The 17,979-nt window shown below is 64.2% G+C and carries 11 protein-coding genes; 5 read left to right on the top strand and 6 right to left on the bottom strand.

What is annotated here, in order from left to right:
- Positions 1-473 precede the first annotated feature (473 nt).
- From GXY33_22300 to GXY33_22320, 5 genes are all read left to right on the top strand, one after another.
- Positions 474-2,054: a hypothetical protein gene (locus tag GXY33_22300; GenBank protein ID NLX07882.1), complete on the top strand. Its 1,581-nt coding sequence runs from the start codon at positions 474-476 to the stop codon at positions 2,052-2,054.
- 122 nt (positions 2,055-2,176) lie between these two features.
- Positions 2,177-3,280, top strand: coding sequence for a hypothetical protein (locus tag GXY33_22305; protein NLX07883.1), 1,104 nt, complete (start codon positions 2,177-2,179; stop codon positions 3,278-3,280).
- Positions 3,281-3,289: 9 nt separating this feature from the next.
- Positions 3,290-4,123 carry a sugar phosphate isomerase/epimerase gene (locus GXY33_22310; protein NLX07884.1) on the top strand — a complete coding sequence of 278 codons (834 nt, stop codon included), beginning with the start codon at positions 3,290-3,292 and terminating at the stop codon, positions 4,121-4,123.
- Between the two features lie 10 nt (positions 4,124-4,133).
- A complete protein-coding gene (locus GXY33_22315; protein NLX07885.1) occupies positions 4,134-5,525 on the top strand; it encodes a hypothetical protein in 1,392 nt (463 codons plus the stop codon).
- Positions 5,515-6,789: a DegT/DnrJ/EryC1/StrS family aminotransferase gene (locus tag GXY33_22320; GenBank protein NLX07886.1), complete on the top strand. Its 1,275-nt coding sequence runs from the start codon at positions 5,515-5,517 to the stop codon at positions 6,787-6,789. The genes GXY33_22315 and GXY33_22320 overlap by 11 nt, the downstream gene beginning before the upstream one ends.
- Positions 6,790-6,810: 21 nt before the next feature.
- Here GXY33_22320 and GXY33_22325 read toward each other — a convergent pair whose 3' ends face one another.
- The 6 genes from GXY33_22325 to GXY33_22350 all read right to left on the bottom strand — a co-directional run bounded on the left by GXY33_22325 (position 6,811) and on the right by GXY33_22350 (position 17,977).
- Positions 6,811-11,841, bottom strand: coding sequence for a hypothetical protein (locus tag GXY33_22325; protein NLX07887.1), 5,031 nt, complete (start codon positions 11,839-11,841; stop codon positions 6,811-6,813).
- 24 nt (positions 11,842-11,865) lie between these two features.
- Positions 11,866-12,477 (bottom strand): prepilin-type N-terminal cleavage/methylation domain-containing protein, encoded by a 612-nt coding sequence (locus GXY33_22330; GenBank protein ID NLX07888.1) that lies wholly within the window; start codon positions 12,475-12,477, stop codon positions 11,866-11,868.
- Positions 12,478-12,514: 37 nt separating this feature from the next.
- Positions 12,515-13,699, bottom strand: coding sequence for a substrate-binding domain-containing protein (locus GXY33_22335; protein ID NLX07889.1), 1,185 nt, complete (start codon positions 13,697-13,699; stop codon positions 12,515-12,517).
- Positions 13,700-13,837: 138 nt separating this feature from the next.
- Complete coding sequence (locus tag GXY33_22340; GenBank protein ID NLX07890.1) at positions 13,838-15,454, bottom strand: thiamine pyrophosphate-binding protein; 1,617 nt, start codon at positions 15,452-15,454, stop codon at positions 13,838-13,840.
- Complete coding sequence (locus GXY33_22345) at positions 15,451-16,332, bottom strand: epoxyqueuosine reductase (protein ID NLX07891.1); 882 nt, start codon at positions 16,330-16,332, stop codon at positions 15,451-15,453. Before GXY33_22345 ends, GXY33_22340 begins: the two co-directional genes overlap by 4 nt.
- Before the next feature lie 16 nt (positions 16,333-16,348).
- Positions 16,349-17,977, bottom strand: coding sequence for an exo-alpha-sialidase (locus GXY33_22350; GenBank protein ID NLX07892.1), 1,629 nt, complete (start codon positions 17,975-17,977; stop codon positions 16,349-16,351).
- Positions 17,978-17,979 lie beyond the last annotated feature (2 nt).

Below are 17,979 nucleotides of genomic sequence, written 5' to 3' on the forward strand. Positions count from 1 at the left end.
GAACGCGGCTTGCAGCCCCGATTTCCCGCACTAAGCACGGGGCCTGCGTGATCTCCAGCGGCCCCTCGGTCTTCGCCATGTCTTGGACCATCGTCCTGTACTGCCACGGCTGCATGTCCTGTACTCCAACCCGTCGCTCTGGTCGCCCCACCGTTGGCTACGTCTTGACCGACTGGACCATCGCCAGGATCGCCGCTTTGATCGGGGCAGGGAGATTCCCCCAGGCCTGAACAACCTGGACCAAGTCCCCTTCTATGGGCGGACCTTCAGGGCTGTTGTTGTCACAGTTGTTGTCACTCGTGCTGGTCTTGTTGTAAGTCCCTGCGGTATCGCCCTCTACGGAATTGCCGTCCTGACTTCTAATCAGCAGATCGCAGGTTCGAGTCCTGCCAGGCGCGGTTTTTCCTGTCGCGTTTTTTGCCTGGTTTGTCTATTCTTGGGCCGTTTCGGGTTTGAAGGAGACGGCGTTCATTATGACATCCGACGGTACGCACAGGCAGATCGGCGACTGGTGCCGCAGCGAGTTGGCGGAGTATCACGGGTTCTCGGCGCGGGTCGATGTTGGCGATGCGTTTCTTAACTCGCTGTTGTACGGGACGCTCAAGTCGTTCGCGGACCGCACGGACCCGTCCGGTTTCTGCCAGACCAGCTACGGCGAGGTCGGCAACGTCAAGCTCTACGGCCAGACGCATTATCCTCGCGACACAGCTGAGGCGGCGCGGGCGCTGGCGGATGTGGGCCTGGTCGAGACGGCCATTCGCATCCTCGGCTTTACGCTCGACCACGTTCCGAAGGGCCAGTACTACATTCCGCACGTTTACAGCCGCGACGGGTCGATCAAGGCGAACACGATCCAGATCGATACGCCCGCCCACGTGGCGATCGCGCTGCAGCGGTGCGTGGAGATCGCGGGCACGACACAGCGGTTGGGCGAGCTGTTCGCCGGCCTGTGCGCCATGTTCGACGGCGCCTGGACGCGGCATTATCACGAGGACTGGCGGCTCCTGGACGCGGGCAACTTTAACGAGCAGGGTTTTGGCGGCAGTTCGGAGCCGATCTGCGACCTTTTTACCAATGCGTCGATGGCGGCTGGTCACGCCGCCATGGCGGTTCTGGCCGATCGGTTCGGACGTCGCGACCTGGCTGCGATATTCGCCGATCGCGGCAACGCACTGGTCGAAGGCATCGAGACGACGCTGTATGACGGCGACAGGCGGATCTACCGGGTCGCCCGGCACCGGCTCGACGGCCGGTATACCGACGAGGTGGACTGGATTTCGCTTTACTCAGCACGATGGCACCGCGGCCAGGCCGGCGCGTGGGACCGGGTGTTTGACATCCTCAAGGAGACATCGGTCATTGCGTGGGACGACATGGAGGTGATTTCGTGCGAGCCCGATCGGTACCGGGTGCTCGGCAAGGTGTTCGGGCATCTGCTCGGCTATCTGGGTCGGACCGGGCGATTCGCTTTGCTGGACTCGCACCTTGAGTTTGTGCGGCGGACGGTGGTCAAGCCGTCGAACATCTGGCCCGAGTGGTGGTACCACAAAGACCCCGATAGCCCGGATGACTATTTCAGGAATTACTGGTCGCCGCGTTTTCGCGGCATGTGGCTGCCGTACGCGCAGGATCCGCAGGCCGACTACACGGTCGACAGCGGCAACTGCGAGCAGGCGGCGGTCTTCCTGGTTCACTCCTTCGAGGACCTGATCGGGATCCGGATTGGTGGGGCGGGCGTGTCCGTCCGGCCGAGTCTGCCGTTTGGCCTGAGGGACGTGACGGTCAGCGATCTGCCGGCCGGCCCGCGGAGCACCATCAGCTATCGGCAGAGGCGTTCGGGGCGGTCGCTGGAATTCGGCTTTGATGTCCACGGCGATCAGCCGGTGGAGGTCGCACTGGCCGTCCCCGCGGAGGCCCGGAACGTGAGCCTCCTGATCGACGGCCGTCAGTCGCCGCTGCCCGCGCCGGTGCGAGAACACGACGTTCAGCGGATAACCCTGCCGATCGGCCCGCAGCAGCGAAGCGCGCAAGTGGCGATCCGCTGGGACGGCTAGACGGCGTTTGCGGCTCGGGCGTTGCCGCTGCCAACGGTTCTGCGGACGTCGTGGCAACGGAGTACACCTGTTCGCAAGATTCTCACCTTTACGCGAATCGGCGTTCGCCTTCTAATGGAGACATGGACACGATCCAAGGCGATCAGAGGTGTGCGTGCAAACCGGATTGGCCGGCGGCCAAGGCGCGATGGCGGGCGTTCTGGGACATGGCGGCGACCGACCGGCCGTGCCTGGACCTGCGGGCGTTTCTGCCGGATAAAGGCGAGCCGCCGCCGATACCGCCGACGCTGGAGGGTCGCTGGCTGGACCCGGATTACCTGACCGCGTTTGCCGTTCACAACGTGGCCAGCATGTACTTCGGCGGCGAGGCGGTGCCGACCAATCCCGTCATTCTGGCCGGCTGGACGCTGGGCTGCGGACCGGACGTGCGGTTCGCCGAGACGACGATCTATCATCCGGTGACGACGTCGAGCCTGGACGAGCCGGTGCGGTGGTGGCCGGGACCGGCGGACCCGTGGCGGGCGAAGCTGGAACGGGTGTACGACCGGCTGCTGGAGGCGGCCAAGGGGAGATTCCTGGTGGGCTATCCGTTCCAGGTGCCGGTCAACGACCTGCTGATGCTGTTTCGAGGGAACGCGGATTTTCTGACGGACCTGGCGGAACGGCCGGAGTTGTGCACTCAGCGGCTGAGAGAGATGCTGCCGGCGTGGTTCGCCGATCAGGAGCATTTCTTTGCGATGATCGACGCGCAGCAGGACGGCTGCGTGTGGGCATGGCCCGGGCTGTGGTCGGACGAGTTTGTGATGGAAACCCAGTCGGACATGTCGTGCATGATCTCGTCGGATCTGTTCGAGCGGTACGTGATGGTCGAGTTGGACGCGGTCGGCGAGCGATACGAGCGGGTGTGGTATCACCTGGATGGTCCACAGGCAGTGCGTCACCTGCCGACGCTGCTCTCGCGGCCGTACGTTAAGGTCATCCAGTACGTACCGGGCAGCGGCGCGGCGGAGAACGGGCCGGCGTGGCTCGATCTGTACCGGCAGGTGCAGGCGGCGGGCCGCGGCTTGGATTTGTACGTATCGCTTGGGACGATGGAGTTCCTGATCCGGCATCTGCGGCCGGAGGGTCTGGTGCTGCGGTGCGGCGTGCATTCACCCGAAGAGGCCCAAGACTGGATCGACAAGGCCCCGCGCCTGGCCGGGCGAGACATCGGCAAGGGCAAATGAGGAGAAGCGATGAAGTATTCGATGATGACGTACACGATCGCGCGGCAGCAGCCCGACGGCAAGGCGGACATGCCGGCGGTCTGCCGGCTGACGCGCGAGTTGGGGCTGGAGGGGATCGACCAGGTGCACCTGTATGGCTACGAGCCGGCGGATCTGCGTCGCATGGCGGATGATGAAGGGCTGCGCTTTGTCTGCTATACGTTCTCAGCCGATCTGATCTGTTCGGATGAGGCAGCGCGGCGGAAGGCGGTGGATACCGTACTGGAAGGCTTGGACGCGGCACAGGTGCTCGGCGCGCCGATGGTGATGATCCCGATCGGCCGCAAGCCGGAGCTTTCTCGCGAGGAATGCCGCCGGCTGGCGATTGCGACGCTCGAGCGGATCTTCGAGGCGGCCCGCGGCTGTCCGATCACCATCAGCACCGAGCACTTCGTTTGCGCGGCGCCGTTCATCACGTCGCAGGACATGAACGCGCTGACTTCGGCGCTACCGGAGATGCGCGTGACTTTCGACGCCGGTTGCGTGCTGACTGGCGGCGAGGAGCCGTCGGCGGCGTTCCTGAACAACCGCGAGAAGGTGGTCCACGCCCACTTCAAGGACTACGTCGAGGCTCGGGCCGGCGAGTCGGGCATGCCCGGCCTGGACGGCAGGACGTACCGCGGCGCGCTGATCGGCGAAGGACTCGTGGACTACCGCAAGCTCGTCGCGACGATGCGGCGCAGCGGCTATGGCGGGTACGTCAACATCGAATACGAAGGAGACAAGTACCCAGCGGATGCGGCGATCCGCAAGGCGCTGGAGTATCTCAGGAACCTGGAGCAGGAACTGGCTCAGGAAGTGTAAAGGGCTGGATATGAGCAAGACATCGAAGTTGCGGGCCGGCGCGGCGCAGGTGGATATTACGCCGGAAAAGGGCATTCAGATCGCCGGCGACGTGAGCCGCCCGAGACCGGTCGAGACGGTGGAGGACCAGATATTCGCCAGGGCACTGGTCCTGGAGTCGGACGGCCGGAAGGTATGTTTGGTGACGCTGGACCTGTGCTTCGCCAAGGATCCCTGCGTCGCGCAGATCCGCCAGGATGCGGCGAAGGCAACAGGGATCGCGCCGGAGGCGATCATGCTGCATAGCACGCACACGCACGGCGCTCCGGCTTTGGGCAGCGCGGTGGCGGAGAAGGACTTTCCATGCATCACCGACGACCTGTGGTGGCTCTGCGGCGACGAGCGGTACAACCGGTGGGCGGTTCCGCAAATCGTCGAAGCGATCCGTCAGGCGAACGCCAACCTTCAGCCGGCGTCGATCGGCTGGGGCAGCGGCATGGAGGGGCGGGTGGCGTTCAACCGGCGCTTCGTGATGCGGGACGGGACGGTACGGACGCATCCCCGGACGTGCGATCCGCAGATTCTGCACGTTGAAGGGCCGATCGATCCGGAGGTGGGAGTCATCGCGGTCAAGGGCGGCGACGGCAGGATGATCGCGACGCTGCTGCATTTCAGTTGCCATCCGACGCACGAGTATCCGCAGCGGTACATCACCGCCGGGTGGCCGGGAGCGTGGGCCAAGGGCGTGCGGGAACTCTGCGGCGAGGCGTGCGTGCCGCTGGTGCTTAACGGCTGCTCGGGCAACGTGCACCATCACCACCACCTGGACCCGACGCACGATGCGGACCACCGGGTGATCGGCAAGCGGCTGACCGAAGACGTGGAGAAGATTCTGGCGGAGATCACATTTGTCGATGCGGCGGACCTGGATCGGCGCGACGTGCGGCTGAGCATTCCGATGCGGCGGATGAGCCCGGAGCGCCTGGCCGAGACGCGGCAGTACCTCCGCGACCACCCGGAACCGCCGTGGAACCGAGATTACAACATGATCGAGTGGGAGTGGGCGTACGCGGTCTCGCGGCTGGGCCTGCACGAGCGGGCGGAGAAGTCGCCGAACGTCGATTGCGAGATCCAGGCGTTCCGGATCGGCGGCGCGGCGGTGGTCGGACTGCCCGGCGAGCTCTTCGTCGAAGGGCAGTTGGCGATCAAGCTGGGTTCGCCGTTCTACCCGATCTACGCGGGCGGCAACAGCAACTCGCACGTGGGATACGTACCGACCCGTCGGGCGTTCGAAGGGGGCGGCTACGAGACGGACCTGGGCAACTGGTCGAAGCTGGTTCCCGAGGCGCTGGAGATGATGTCGGACGCCGCGATTGCGATGCTCAAGGAAATGAAGGAAGGAGTTCCGAATAATGACAAGTAAGCTGGCGATTCTGGGCGGCAGACCGGCGGTGGCCAAGGGCGTGAAGTTCAAGGTCTGGCCGAAGGCGGACAAGCAGGATGAGGTGTTCGTGCTCAGGTCACTGCGAGGAGAATCCCATGCGTGGGGCCCCAACGTGGTCGCGTTGCAGGAGGAGTTCGCCCGCTGGAACGGGAACCGGTTCGCCGCGGCGTGCAACAGCGGCACGGCGGCGCTGCACATGGGGCTGGCGGCGGGCGAGGTTGGAGCGGGCGACGAGGTGATCACCACAACGCTCTCGTGGACCTCGAGCGCCACGTGCATTCTGCACCACAACGCGATCCCGATCTTCGTGGACATTGACGAGGCGACGCAACTGATCGATCCGGCGAAGATCGAAGCGGCCATCACGCCCAAGACCAAGGCGATCCTGCCCGTGCACTACTGGGGCTTGGCGTGTGATATGGACGCGATCATGACAATCGCCCGAAAGCACAAGCTGTTCGTGATCGAGGACTGCTGCCAGGCCCACGGCGCGACGTGGAAAGGGAAGAAGGTCGGCACGTTCGGGCACTGCGGGGCGTTCAGCCTGAACCAGAACAAGAACTTCTCAGCCGGTGAGGGCGGGCTGTTCGTAACCGACGATGAGCCGCGGTACGTCAAGGCTCGGGCGCTGATGAGCTTTGGCGAGATGCGGGCGCCCGAAGGCAGCCGCGATTTCCACAGCTACGCGATGGGCTGGATGTACCGAATGAACGACCTGACCGCGGCGTACGCCCGCAGCGGCCTGCAGCGGCTTGACCAGACGAACAAACAGGCCCGGGCCAACTGGGTGCGTCTGCGCAAGGCCCTGGAGGACACGCCGGGCTTGATCGTGCCGTACGATTCAAAGGACCGGCCGAACAACGGGTACGCATTCGTCATCCGGGTCGATCCGTCGGCCATCGGATACAAAGGGGCGGTGCGCGAGCTGACCGACGGCGTGGTCGAGGCCCTCAAGGCCGAAGGCGTGCCGATGGGACCGGCGCGGATGTCGCTGCCCGCCCACACGGTCTTCCAGGCCAAGGAAGGCTACGGTCACGGCTGTCCGTGGTCGTGCCGGTTCGCCCGCAAGGGCATCCGCTACGACATGAGACAGTTCCCGGTCACGCAGAAGGTGGTGGACAGCTCGATCCAGATCGCGATCAACGGCCACCGCCCGCCCAACGGCCCGCGCGAGATCGACGCCATCGCCGCGGGCGTGCGGAAGGTATTCGAACACCTCGCCGACGTGCCGGTGGGCAAGTGACGCGGCGCGCATCGCGGCTCGTTATCGTTCCAGGCCTGGAATCCATTCGGAGCTCGTCTTCTGGGCCTCGGAGAGCCGATCCTGGACGGTAACGGCCAGGAGGACGGCGAAGCCGAGATCGTGAGCCGCTGAGAGCGTGACGCGGGCGATGGTCTTTTCCGGCTGCGGATTGATCCAGGCGAAATCGTAGAGGCCGGGTCGCGGCCACTTCGGTCCGATCCAGGCGATGGCCGGGTGGTATTCCGTCGCAGCGGGATCGACGGGGCACCAGTCCATCACGTCGCGCCCATAGCAGACCTCAGTCCGGGCGTGAGTACCATCTGAATATTCGATATCGACGTCGAGGATCTTCGTCGTGGCGGGCAAGGTACAGGTCCACATGCTGGTGATCAGCATCCGCATCGCAGCAGCCTTGGCCTCGACGGAAAGGGTAACACTCGCGGCGCCGCCCTTGTTCTGTGCCTCGGAACGGAATCCGATGCAGCTTTTCCCCGCGTTTGCCGACGGATCGATGATCCGGTGCAGGATTCCCTTGAACTTCTGATCACCCAGCGGCAACTCGTGCAGCCCCTGGTTGGGGCCGTTCCATATTCCAGACACAAACCCTTCGTTGCAGTGTGCCGAGATATCGATCGGGTGAAATCCGAGATCGAGCTCCGGCTCGCTGATCGGCGCGGCGGCTTGGGCGCGAACCTGGAGTCCGAAGTTCGGCAATACGGCCCGGACGAACTGCATCGCGCGGGTCCGCTCGGAGAACTCGGTGTCCCAGGCGACCTCTTCGATGAACCACGCCCCTTTGCCCGATCGCACGACGGCGGCGACGCAGGGTTCCGTCAGACCCTCGATATCGGAGTCGGGTGGACACTCGACCGTGTAGCTTGCCACCCGCGGCGAGACCGGCGGCAGGAATGCTCCGTCGGGCCAGAAGAGTTCATCGTTGCTGACGCCGGCAAGCGGACCGACGCCGAGAACGTTGATCGGCGACGTGAGCGTCAGGTCCTTCAGCGAGATGGGCGCCGGCAACAGCGCGTTGACGCTCTCGACGTGTCCGGGCACGGGTCGATGCAGCCAGATGGTTCCTCCGGCATCGACGTACGCGGTGAGCATGTCCCTGTTTTTGGTGAGTTCATCCATCGTCCGGTCGTCGGAGTCGACGACGATCACGGCGTAGTCGGAAAGATCGCGGACCTCCTCCAGCCGGTCCGAGAGCAGGTAGGGCTCGACGCCGAGGGACTGCAGGAAAGACGGAACGGCGCTTCGCGGGTCGGCGAGGACGCCCACCGCCGACCGCGGCCTCTCGCCGCGATACGCATCGGCGTACTCCAACAGGTTGGCGAGCAGGATCCCAGCTGCGGGCTGATCGTCGAAAGCCTCTAGAACGGGAAGCTGGACCGCGATGATCAATCCGCGGCCGTGCGGGATTTCCATGAGAGCGGCCTGCCGCAGTCCGCTCCCGCAGTCGATGATCGTCCGGGCTGAGAAGGCTTTGGGTTTCAGGTAGCTGTAGGCCGCGGTGATGTGGCTTTCCTGCCAGAATCGCAGCAGCTCATCGTCCAGCCCCGCCAGCAGCGGATGGTCGGGAATTCGCAGGTGAACGATCGTCATCGACGAACCGGGGCACGGCGCCTCGAACTGGCTGCCGGGGTTCGCGTCGTCGGCGTACTTCAGAGGCGGCGAGCCCGGAGCGGGCTCAAGCCGTACGGGAAGGAAATCCGGCACCTTCGAGCCGCCAAGGACGATCAGGCGTCCTCCGGAACGAAGGAATGCGTCCACCGCGTCGGCATGGCCGCCGAGTCCCTCCTGGTCGCCACGGACAACCAGAACGTCAAGATCGGCGAACTCCGGCTGATCGGCGGATATCGCACGGATCGGAACATTCAGCCGACGGAACACCTCGTCGGGCAGGTCCACGAGTCCGCACCGGGCCGTCACCTTCGCCTGGGACGACGCGCCGGGGAAGACGATGAAACGCCGTCCGTCGCGGTGCGTGGATTCGCCGTTGGCGAAGGTCTCCACGACAAAGGTGAATGTCTGCTTCTGATTCACATCGGGCAAGGCGACCTCGATCTGCGTCCGCCTGCTCTCCGCCGGTGAAAGGACCATCTCGAACTCGCCCTGCCGGACCGGCGATTCTCCTTCTTCCTGAAGCGACCACTTGACGGTAATCGGCTGCTCTTCGAGACTGTCGTTGAGGGTGGTGACGGTTCGCGCAACCGAGCGGCCGCCAAAGTAGACCGACCGGTACTGATGAATGAAGCTGGCGATCGGGGTGAACATCTCGCGAACCAGCTTGACCTTACCGTTGTTGTCATTCAGTTCGTCCAGGACACCGTTGAAGGTCAGGATCGTCCACGGGACTCCAGCCGTCATCCCGTCGATCCGCTGGCCGGGGATGGTGTAACTCCAGATTGCCATGTGGGCTGGATACAGGTAGCCGGCGACGTAGGCGCGCTTGCCCAGCAGCGGGGCGAAGCCTGCCGGCTCGCCGAAGCAGGAGTCGTATTCGCCAACGTAGAGCGGCTTCTTACGATCCCAGAGCCAGTTCTTTTCGCGGTAGCTGTCGATGGGAATCGACAATCGCCGCCCCGTGATGGGAAACAGGCTTTCGTTGCCGGGAATGCCGGGATAGTGAAGATTGTAGATGTCGGCTACTTCATAGAACACCGGTCCCGACCCTTCGTACATGATCGGACGCGACGGGTCGAGCCGCTTGACGAGACGGCCAAGCGATCTCATTTCTTTGACAATCGTTTCCACCGTTTCGGGTGTATATCCGAACGGCGAGCGTGGAGCGTCCGCAGCCGGCAGGTGGTAGCCCAGTTCGTTCTCCATGCTCCGGATGACGAGGCTGGCATGGTTGAATTCACGATGGACCCATCTCGGGTAGAACTCGCGGAAGTTGGTCCACGTCCGCTGATCGTCCAGCTTCATCTTTCCGGGCAGCGTGGCCATCCAGGCTTCGGAGGCGATCATCAGCCCGATCTCATCGGCCTGATCGAACATGAGGATCGGGTACGGCTCGGTGTGGTAGCGAACGAGCGTGACGTTGACGTTGAAGAAGGAACGAAGGAACTTCTTGGTGGCGTACCAGCGGTCGATCCGCGATTTCTCGTCGTAGTGTACGATGCCGGGATAGTCGTGGGGAATCCCCGCTGCGGCCCCGGGACGGATGGCGGTTTCGTTGATCCGGAACACCGGGCCGTCGGCCCGAAATTCGCGGAACCCGAAGCGGACGTCGTGGCAATCCGCGGCTGCGCCGTCGACCGTGATCTGCGTCCGCAATCGGTACAGATAGGGTTTCTTTGGCCACCAGAGGCGGATCTTGCCTAGATCCACGGGAATGACCGTTTCGGATTCGTTCATTCCCGGTTCGATCGCGACAGTCCGCGGAGGCGACGCGATGACGGTTTCGGTCCCGTCGATAACTTGGTGTCTGATGAGGACCGTCCGAGCGACCTTCGAATCGCTTCTGATGCTCGTCGCGACCTTCAGCTCCGAATTGCGGACCGACGGAGTGACGCGACATGAGTCTACCGCCAGGTCCTGCGTGGCCACAACATAGATCGGATCACCGATCCCCGCCGCCCCGAGACTACACGTGCACGGACGGATGAACGGCATGCCGGGAACCTCCCGGCCCTGGAGCCAGGCCCGCGACCAGACGGGCAGCAGACTTTCGAGGAGTTCCGGAGCGGCGCAGCTTACCCAGTCGGTGACCGCGATCAGGAGTTCGTTGGATTGGCCGGGCTTCGCCGCCGGGGTCAGATCGACGTGCAGCGGCATCTGGTCGGTGTGGGACGAAACAAGAAGCTCGCGGTTGAGAAACACGTCTGCCCGGAATCGCACGCCGCCGAGTTGCAGTTCGATTCGCTTGCCGCGCATCGGCTCGGGAATCGTGAACGTCTTGCGGAACCAACGGGTGTGGACGCCCTGCCAGGTCTCCCAGCGATACGGCAACTCACATGGCGCCCACTCGCCCCCTTCGGGCGGAAGGATGTTCATTGGATCGCCGTCGGCCATCTCCCACTGGCCGTTGAGGCTCATTCGCAGCCGCGGACCGGTCAGGACGTCGACAAAGACGATTTGCTCGTCGTCGATGGCCAGCGGAGCCTGCTTGCCTTCGGCGGCGTCGACCCGCACCTTCACGTATGGCCCGGCGTTGTCGGTAACCACGTCGAGGGTCAGTTCCCTCTTCTGCGAAGCCGCGAGAACGCTATCCACGCTCTCCTCAGCCAGGACGTTTTGGTAGTAGTCGATCACCGTCACCTTGCCCGACAGCATCTGGTCCAAGCCGCTGTCATTCGAGAAAGTCACCGTGACCGGCAGGACGGTCCGGCCGTCCTTTACGCCTGCCGGCCCGTGAGTAACGCCGTAAGCAATGGCGCGTTCCGCGGGCCCGAGCAGCGACGCCTTCGAAATGCGCAGCTCGTCGACGCACACGTCGCCGGCCTGCGGACACAGGATAAGCCGCTTGCCGGGATCGGCCACCGGTTCCCACTGGCCCGTCTTGGCGGTGACCCGCGCACCATCGATGAACAGCACGAGCCCCTGTCGGTGGTCCCACGCGCAGGCGACGTGATGCCAGTTCGTGTCGGTTGGGTACGGGAAGATCAGGTAGGCGTCGTGGAGGTTGGCGAAATTGTGCAGGTCGAACCGCAGATGGCCGCGATCCTGCCAGCGCCAGTACCAGATGCGGACATTCCCCTTCTGGCCGTGGCCGACGTCGTTGGCCACCAGCGTGTGATCCTCGGAAAACCACTGTGGGTCATTGACCCTGACCCAGAATTCGACCGTGCCGGAATTCACATCGAACCCAGCGTCGGAAGCCAGGCTCAGGCCATCCGGGCCAACCACGACCGCCTGGCCGAACCGTCCAGGTACGAAGGTCACGTCGCCCTGACACTCAGGCGGAAGCGAGTCCTCGAAGCCAGCCAGGAACGTCGTGTATTCATCCGACCGCTGAGCTGAGGACGAGTTGATCCTCTGCCCGCAGGCGATGCCAAAGGACGCTACCACGGCCAGACACGTTAAGATGAGCACGCTGAATTTCATGGACGCCTCTACATCAGATCGAACTCAGTAGTACACGACCCAGTAGCGAAGAAAGATGGGGTAATCGTCCGGGTTGGGCAACGGTCCCCAGGGGGCGGACTCGCTGAACCCGGTATGGGCTTTCCACTCGGCATGGCCGTCGAAGAAGAGAAAGGTGCCCGACCCGCGATGCATGGGCGGATTGACGTCGGTCTGGCCGAATGAGCAGTCGGACAGTCCCGAACCGAAGACGTGGGCCCGCTCGGCCAGCGTAATGGCGAAGGCGGTCTCGGCGCGGATGCGACGGGTATCGCCGTTGAGGCAGCCGGGCGCGGATGAACCCCACATGAACCCGTTCGGGCCATACGAGGCGTTCAGAACCTGGAGATTCGGACACGTGACGATCCTGTCCTTGATCGTATAGCCCAGATCCCGCAATACGTCTTCCCATCGCGGGCAGTCGGGCGGCAGGAAATCGTGGTAATCGTCGCGATAGGTGGTCAGGATGATAGACCACTGGCGGAGATTGCTCAGACACACGGCCTCTCTCGCCTGTTCGCGTGCGGCGCTCAGGGCTGGAAGCAGGATGGCGACCAGAACGGCGATGATGGCCACGACGACCAGAAGCTCGATGAGGGTAAAACCGCAAGCTCGCATTCGACGACTGCCGGCAATTCCGCCCGTCATTGACATCTCATTCCTCCTCAACCGCCTCATCGCGGTGTTCCTGGACGCGTTCGACGATTTCGTTCAGCCGGTCGCCCGCGCGATCCCTGGCTCCGCAGGACTCGCGAACGACCAGGACCTGTCTGGCCCGCCCCTCGGCTTGGGCCGAACCGCCCGCGGCCAGGGCCTCAGCATGCCTGAGCATGCCGTCAGCGACGTAGTCGTAATCGAACTGAATGGTCGTCAGGGGCGGGTCGGCTGCGTGGGCCATCGGGATGTTCTTAAAGCCCATCAGGGCGACGTCCTCGGGAATTCGCAGTCCGCGCTTGTGCACCGCGGTCATCAGCCGCAAGGCGTCCTCATCGCCAAGGCACACCACCGCCAGGTCGCTCGCCATGCCGGACCATCGATCCACCACCGCATCCACTTCCTCGGCCCGATGGCCCGCCAGAGCAATGTGCGTGGCCAACCCATGCCGCGATGCGAATCGCGAATACGCCAGAATCCGTCGCTGAAGGTCCGCTTCCTGCGTGTCCCATCCGAAGAAGGCGATATTGCCGTACCCCAACGCCCGGAAGTAGCAGCAAGCCATCTCCACCGCTTCGAAGCTCGCCCGGCCGAAGATCTCCGGTTTCTCAAAGCAGTGTCTCTCGAGACCGGCCACGGGCCCCGGCAGAACGAGCGGGCCTCCGACCGCCTGAACGAACCGCCACAACCGCTCCGAAGGCGTGATGCGGGGAACCCAGGGCAGTATCAGGGCGAAACACCCCCGGGCCATCAGCTCCCGGCCGGCCTCCTCGGCGCCCAAATCAAGATCGCCGATCGTGCGGATCAGCAGCTTCATCTCCCGGCGCTCAGCCTGAACGTGAAGATGATGCAGCAGTTCGGTCTGGAAGTTGTCCGGACCCGACGGGCAGATCAAGCCAACGGGATGACCCGTGCGGACCTCCGTCGCCCGTTCGGCCCTCCCAGTGCTGCGAGGCCCCCCTGCCGTCTCCCGGACAAAAGTCCCTGAACCGATGCGCCGCTCAATCTGCCGTTCCTGTTCGAGAAGGAGCAGCCCCCGGCGAACGCTGTGGTGGCTGCAGCCCAGGCGGCTGACCAGTTCCCGCTCCGACGGCAGCCTGTCGCCAGGGACAAGTCCTTGCGCCGCAATGATTTCCGTCAACGCGGCCTTGACCTTCTCATAGATGAAGGGACCGGATCTCGCCATCCTCCGTCATACCTCCAGAAACGCCAGTGGATAATAGCATAACACTACCATAGCGCTTTGCTAGTGTACCGGCGCGATCCACCCCTGTCAAGCAGATTTCTGCGGATAGGCGGGTGGAACGGTATGCGGACTGGCCGATCAGGGATCAGCCAGTTCCACCGTCAGTTCAATCAGGCAGATCCCTTTGCCGCCGACGGTGGAGGTCAGTGCATTTTCGAAGGCCTCCAATTCATCGGCGCGGAGGTAGTCGATGCCGTAGGCGTCAGCGAGTTTGTGGAAATCCGGGTTGACCAGATCGACGCCGAACCGTCGGCCCGCGAAGTTGCGGTCCTGGTTGGCGCGAATCGCCCCGAACACCCGGTTGTTGCACAGGACGACGGTCAGCGGCGTATTCTCCTGGACCGCGACGGCCAGTTCCGTGGCGGTGAACTGGAAGCCGCCGTCGCCGATGACGCAGACGACCGGCCGGTCGGGACAGGCGATCCTGGCCCCGATCGCCTGCGGCAGCGATCCGCCGAGGCCGCCGTAGCCCATCGGGAACAGGAAACTGCGCGGGCGGTTGACGGGCATACAGCGGTAGATCCAGTAGCCGAGGCTGCAGCGGTCGGCGGCGATCACCGCCTCATCCGGGACAACGGCTCGGAAGACATCGAGCACCTTCATCTCGGTCGGGCCCTGAGCCCGCCGCTTGGCCAGGCGCGCCGCCTCCGCCCGTTTCGCGCGAGCAGACCATTCGGAATTGGCGACCCCCCTATTCGGCAGCGACTCGAGGATGGCCTGCAAAGCGGCTTTGGCGTCGGCGACGATGGCGACGTCGGGCGGGTACGACCGGCCGATCTCTTGCGGGTCGATATCGACGTGGATCAGTTTCTCGCCGAACCGGGTTTCCCAGGCGGCGGTGTCCTCCTGCTTGAACATCGTGCCGACGGCCAGCACCACGTCGGCCTCGGCGACCAGGTCGTTGACCTCGGTCATCAACGCGCCGTCGGCGAGGATGACGTTGGCGGCGGCACAAGGCACGATGCCGCGAGCAAGGATGGTGGGAATCACGATCGCGCCGATACGTTCGGCAAGCTGAACAAGTTCGGCGCCGGCATCGCTGGCCACCGTCCCGGTACCGGCCCAGATGACCGGGCGTTTGGCCTCGGCGAGCAGCCTGACGGCCGCCTCGACGGCTGACGCATCAGGGGCCAAACGTTCAGCCGGTTTTGGGTCCGGGATCGCCACCTCGGCCTCAGCGGCGAGAAGATCGCACGGAATCTCACAGAAGGCTCCGCCCGGCCGACCGGTCCGCAGGGCGAGCATCAACTCCGCGATAATCCGCGGAATCTCCTGCACGCTGCCCGCGCGTCGGACGTGGCGGCACACCGGCCGCATGATCTGGATGGCCTCGCCGCAATCGTGCAGGCCGCCGCGATTCCGGCCGACCAGGTCCGACCGGACGGTCGAGGCGACGGCCAGGACGGCTGAGGTGTCGGTGGTGGCCTGGCCCATGCCGCAGGCGATGTTGGCCACCGCCGGGCCGCTGGTGGTGGTCAGGACGCCGACCTTGCCGGAGGCGCGGTAGTAGCCATCGGCCATGAACGCCAGCCCCTGTTCGTGTCGGCCGAGCACGTGGCGAATCCTCTTCTGCCGAGCGAGGGCGTCGTAGACGGGCAGGCTGTGCCCGCCGGGAATGCCGAAGATCACCTCAACGCCGTGCGCAGCCAGACTCGCCGCCACCGCGTCGCCACCGGTCATTCGTTGCATGGTCACTGTTTTGCTCCTTCAGGAAAGTTGCCGCTGGGCTTTCTCAGCCGTCCAAGCGGGCAACTGGTCATGCACTCGCGGCCGCACTGTTCGCCCCACGCGCTGGCTTTGTAGTAGTTCCGGCAGGCGTCCTTGTTGAACGCAGCCAACTTGTGGTCCGTCGCGCCAACTCTTAACTCGTGGCTTTCGCCGAAGGCGTGGGCTGGACAGCTACGCAGGCACAACGAACACTTCTCTCCGAGGCAGACTGACTTCGTCAGCATCGCGTCGACCACCAGCGGCGCAGCGGTGATGACCGAGACGAGCCGTTGGCGAGGACCGTACTGCGGCGTCAGAAACAGGTTGTTAAGGCCAAACGTTCCCAGCCCCGCGGTGACGGCGGCATGGCGATGCGAAAACGGGGCGAATGCCTTCGGAGGATAGGGGAAATCCCACTGCACGTTGCCGGGCCACGAGAGGGTCTGGCCGTACGTGGTGGGAAGATAGGCTGAGACGTGGCCCGCGCGTTCGAGAAACATGGCTGCATGCATGCTGAGGGCCTGGAGCTCGTTGTTGATGACCTCATAGGAGCACCGCCGTTCGACGTGCTTGCGGATCACGGTGCGAGGGCGCCACGTCTGCTGTTGCCCCGATTCGTCGGTGTAGACGTCCTCCTCTTTGATGATCTGGGACTCGGCCATGAAGTTGTTCCATCGCATCAAGCCCGAGACGATCGGCAGCGCGACGACCACGACGGAGCGGGCCTCGGGCACAAAGTCCTTCGGCTGGTGCCCGGGCGGCGCGTCCTCGAATCGATCCACCGAGGCGACGCCGACGAGGGCGGCTTGGCGGCTCAGGTCGCGAATGTGATTCTTCAGAGCATCCGTCAGTTTCTGATCGTTCATCGCTTTAAGCCTGTTTCTATTGCGGCGGCCGCACGGGCTCAAGGCCGGCGCGGGTAACGCGGAAACGGTCCATCCGCATCAGGGACTCGAACGAATCGTAGTGGACGTAGAGGACAACGTCCGGCTCGACCTCGATCATCGCGCCCATCGCCCACAAAGCCGAGTCGAGCATGGTGCCCTGGTCCCAGGTGCGACCGTCGTCCCAACTGCAGTGGATGGTCAGACCCGGCAAACGGTGGGCGATCAGGATGGCGCCGGACGCGGTCCGCAGCATGTTCGGCGCGGCATAGCCCGCGAACGGACCGCGCAGGCACGGGCCCCAGGTGGTTCCGCCGTCAGCCGACCAGGTCTCCCACATCCACGGCGAAAAGACCGGCCGGATCAACGCCATAATCCGCCCGTCGGAAATCTGCACGCCGCAGATTTCGGTCAGATCGAGATTGCCTTCATACTTGTTGCCCTTCTCGTCGAAGCCGGGCGTATCGACGTTGACCAGCGGCGACCACGTGCGCCCGTCGTCGGTGGATCGGCAGGCGTAGCCCTGGCAGTGAAACGAACCCCACGTGTAAATGGTCATATCCTCAGCCATCGGCTTGAAGCCGCCGTAGAGGAACATGACCATCGACTCATCGGCGAGGTTCATGAAGATATGCGGTCCGGCATGCAGACCGGTGGTCCGGACGGCGCTGGTATCCAGACCGAGCGGCTCGGGCGGCGACCACGTGCGGCCGTCGTCGGCCGACTCAGCAGTATAGAAGTCATCGCCTTTCTTGCTCAGATAGATCAGCCGGCCTCTGGGCGTCCGATGGAGACGAGGCATCTGCCATTCATCGTCTCCGACGCCGAACTTCAGTTCCTCCGGCTTCGACCACGTCCAGCCGTTATCGTCTGAACGGGCGAGCAATGCGGTGCTCTTGCCCTGATACGGCTTCTCCTGGACCACGTAGTTGAGCAACAACTCGCCGCTTTCCAGCCGCAACAGGTCGTTGGGCTTCTGCCACAGGCCGTAGTCGCGATCGGGGCAAGGGTGGAACCAGTGTCGCGGCTGACGGACCGCGTTATTCCACGACGGCGGGACCGGTTCGGCTTGGACCGTCACGTCGCGGATGCCGGAGTCGCCGAAGCTATAGACGCCGACGCAACCGGCGTCGGAATAGCTGTCGTCGCAGGCCTCGAAGTATCCGTTTTCGCCGACGCGAACGGCGATCCGATCGCCGCGCAGGGTCACCTCCGCGGGCAGCCAGAGGTTCTTGTTGCTCGGAACCCGGCGGACCATCTCCAGTTTGATGATCTGAAGATAGCCGGCCTCATCCATCTTCGAGAAAGCCACCCAGAAATGTTGGGCCCGGCTGGCTTGGCCGCAGTTAGGGAAGTGCAGCAGATAGAAATGCGAGGCGTCGGCCGCCCTCAGCACGACACCGGCATCGCTGTGGCCGGTCAGGCGAAACTCGAAGCGAACGCGGACGTCGCGGCAGGCCAGGTCGCGATTGAAGGCATAGTGCACGCCCTGCATGCCCTCAACGTCTTGGCGGCGGAGTTCCTCGGGCACCGCCAGCAGGCCGTTCTCACCGTCGCGCCAACGGCCGTTGACAAAGTGCCAGTGTCCGCCGTCACCCATGTGCAAGCTTGTCGTCTCGACCGGCATGG

This window comes from Phycisphaerae bacterium (genome assembly GCA_012729815.1).
Taxonomy (GTDB): domain Bacteria; phylum Planctomycetota; class Phycisphaerae; order JAAYCJ01; family JAAYCJ01; genus JAAYCJ01.

Excerpts from the sequence above, each read along its gene's own strand:
- GXY33_22300 (NLX07882.1), top strand. The coding sequence starts at position 474 with ATGACATCCGACGGTACGCACAGGCAGATCGGCGACTGGTGCCGCAGC.
- GXY33_22305 (NLX07883.1), top strand. The coding sequence starts at position 2,177 with ATGGACACGATCCAAGGCGATCAGAGGTGTGCGTGCAAACCGGATTGG.
- GXY33_22310 (NLX07884.1), top strand. The coding sequence starts at position 3,290 with ATGAAGTATTCGATGATGACGTACACGATCGCGCGGCAGCAGCCCGAC.
- GXY33_22315 (NLX07885.1), top strand. The coding sequence starts at position 4,134 with ATGAGCAAGACATCGAAGTTGCGGGCCGGCGCGGCGCAGGTGGATATT.
- GXY33_22320 (NLX07886.1), top strand. The coding sequence starts at position 5,515 with ATGACAAGTAAGCTGGCGATTCTGGGCGGCAGACCGGCGGTGGCCAAG.
- GXY33_22325 (NLX07887.1), bottom strand. The coding sequence starts at position 11,841 with ATGAAATTCAGCGTGCTCATCTTAACGTGTCTGGCCGTGGTAGCGTCC.
- GXY33_22330 (NLX07888.1), bottom strand. The coding sequence starts at position 12,477 with ATGCGAGCTTGCGGTTTTACCCTCATCGAGCTTCTGGTCGTCGTGGCC.
- GXY33_22335 (NLX07889.1), bottom strand. The coding sequence starts at position 13,699 with ATGGCGAGATCCGGTCCCTTCATCTATGAGAAGGTCAAGGCCGCGTTG.
- GXY33_22345 (NLX07891.1), bottom strand. The coding sequence starts at position 16,332 with ATGAACGATCAGAAACTGACGGATGCTCTGAAGAATCACATTCGCGAC.
- GXY33_22350 (NLX07892.1), bottom strand. The coding sequence starts at position 17,977 with ATGCCGGTCGAGACGACAAGCTTGCACATGGGTGACGGCGGACACTGG.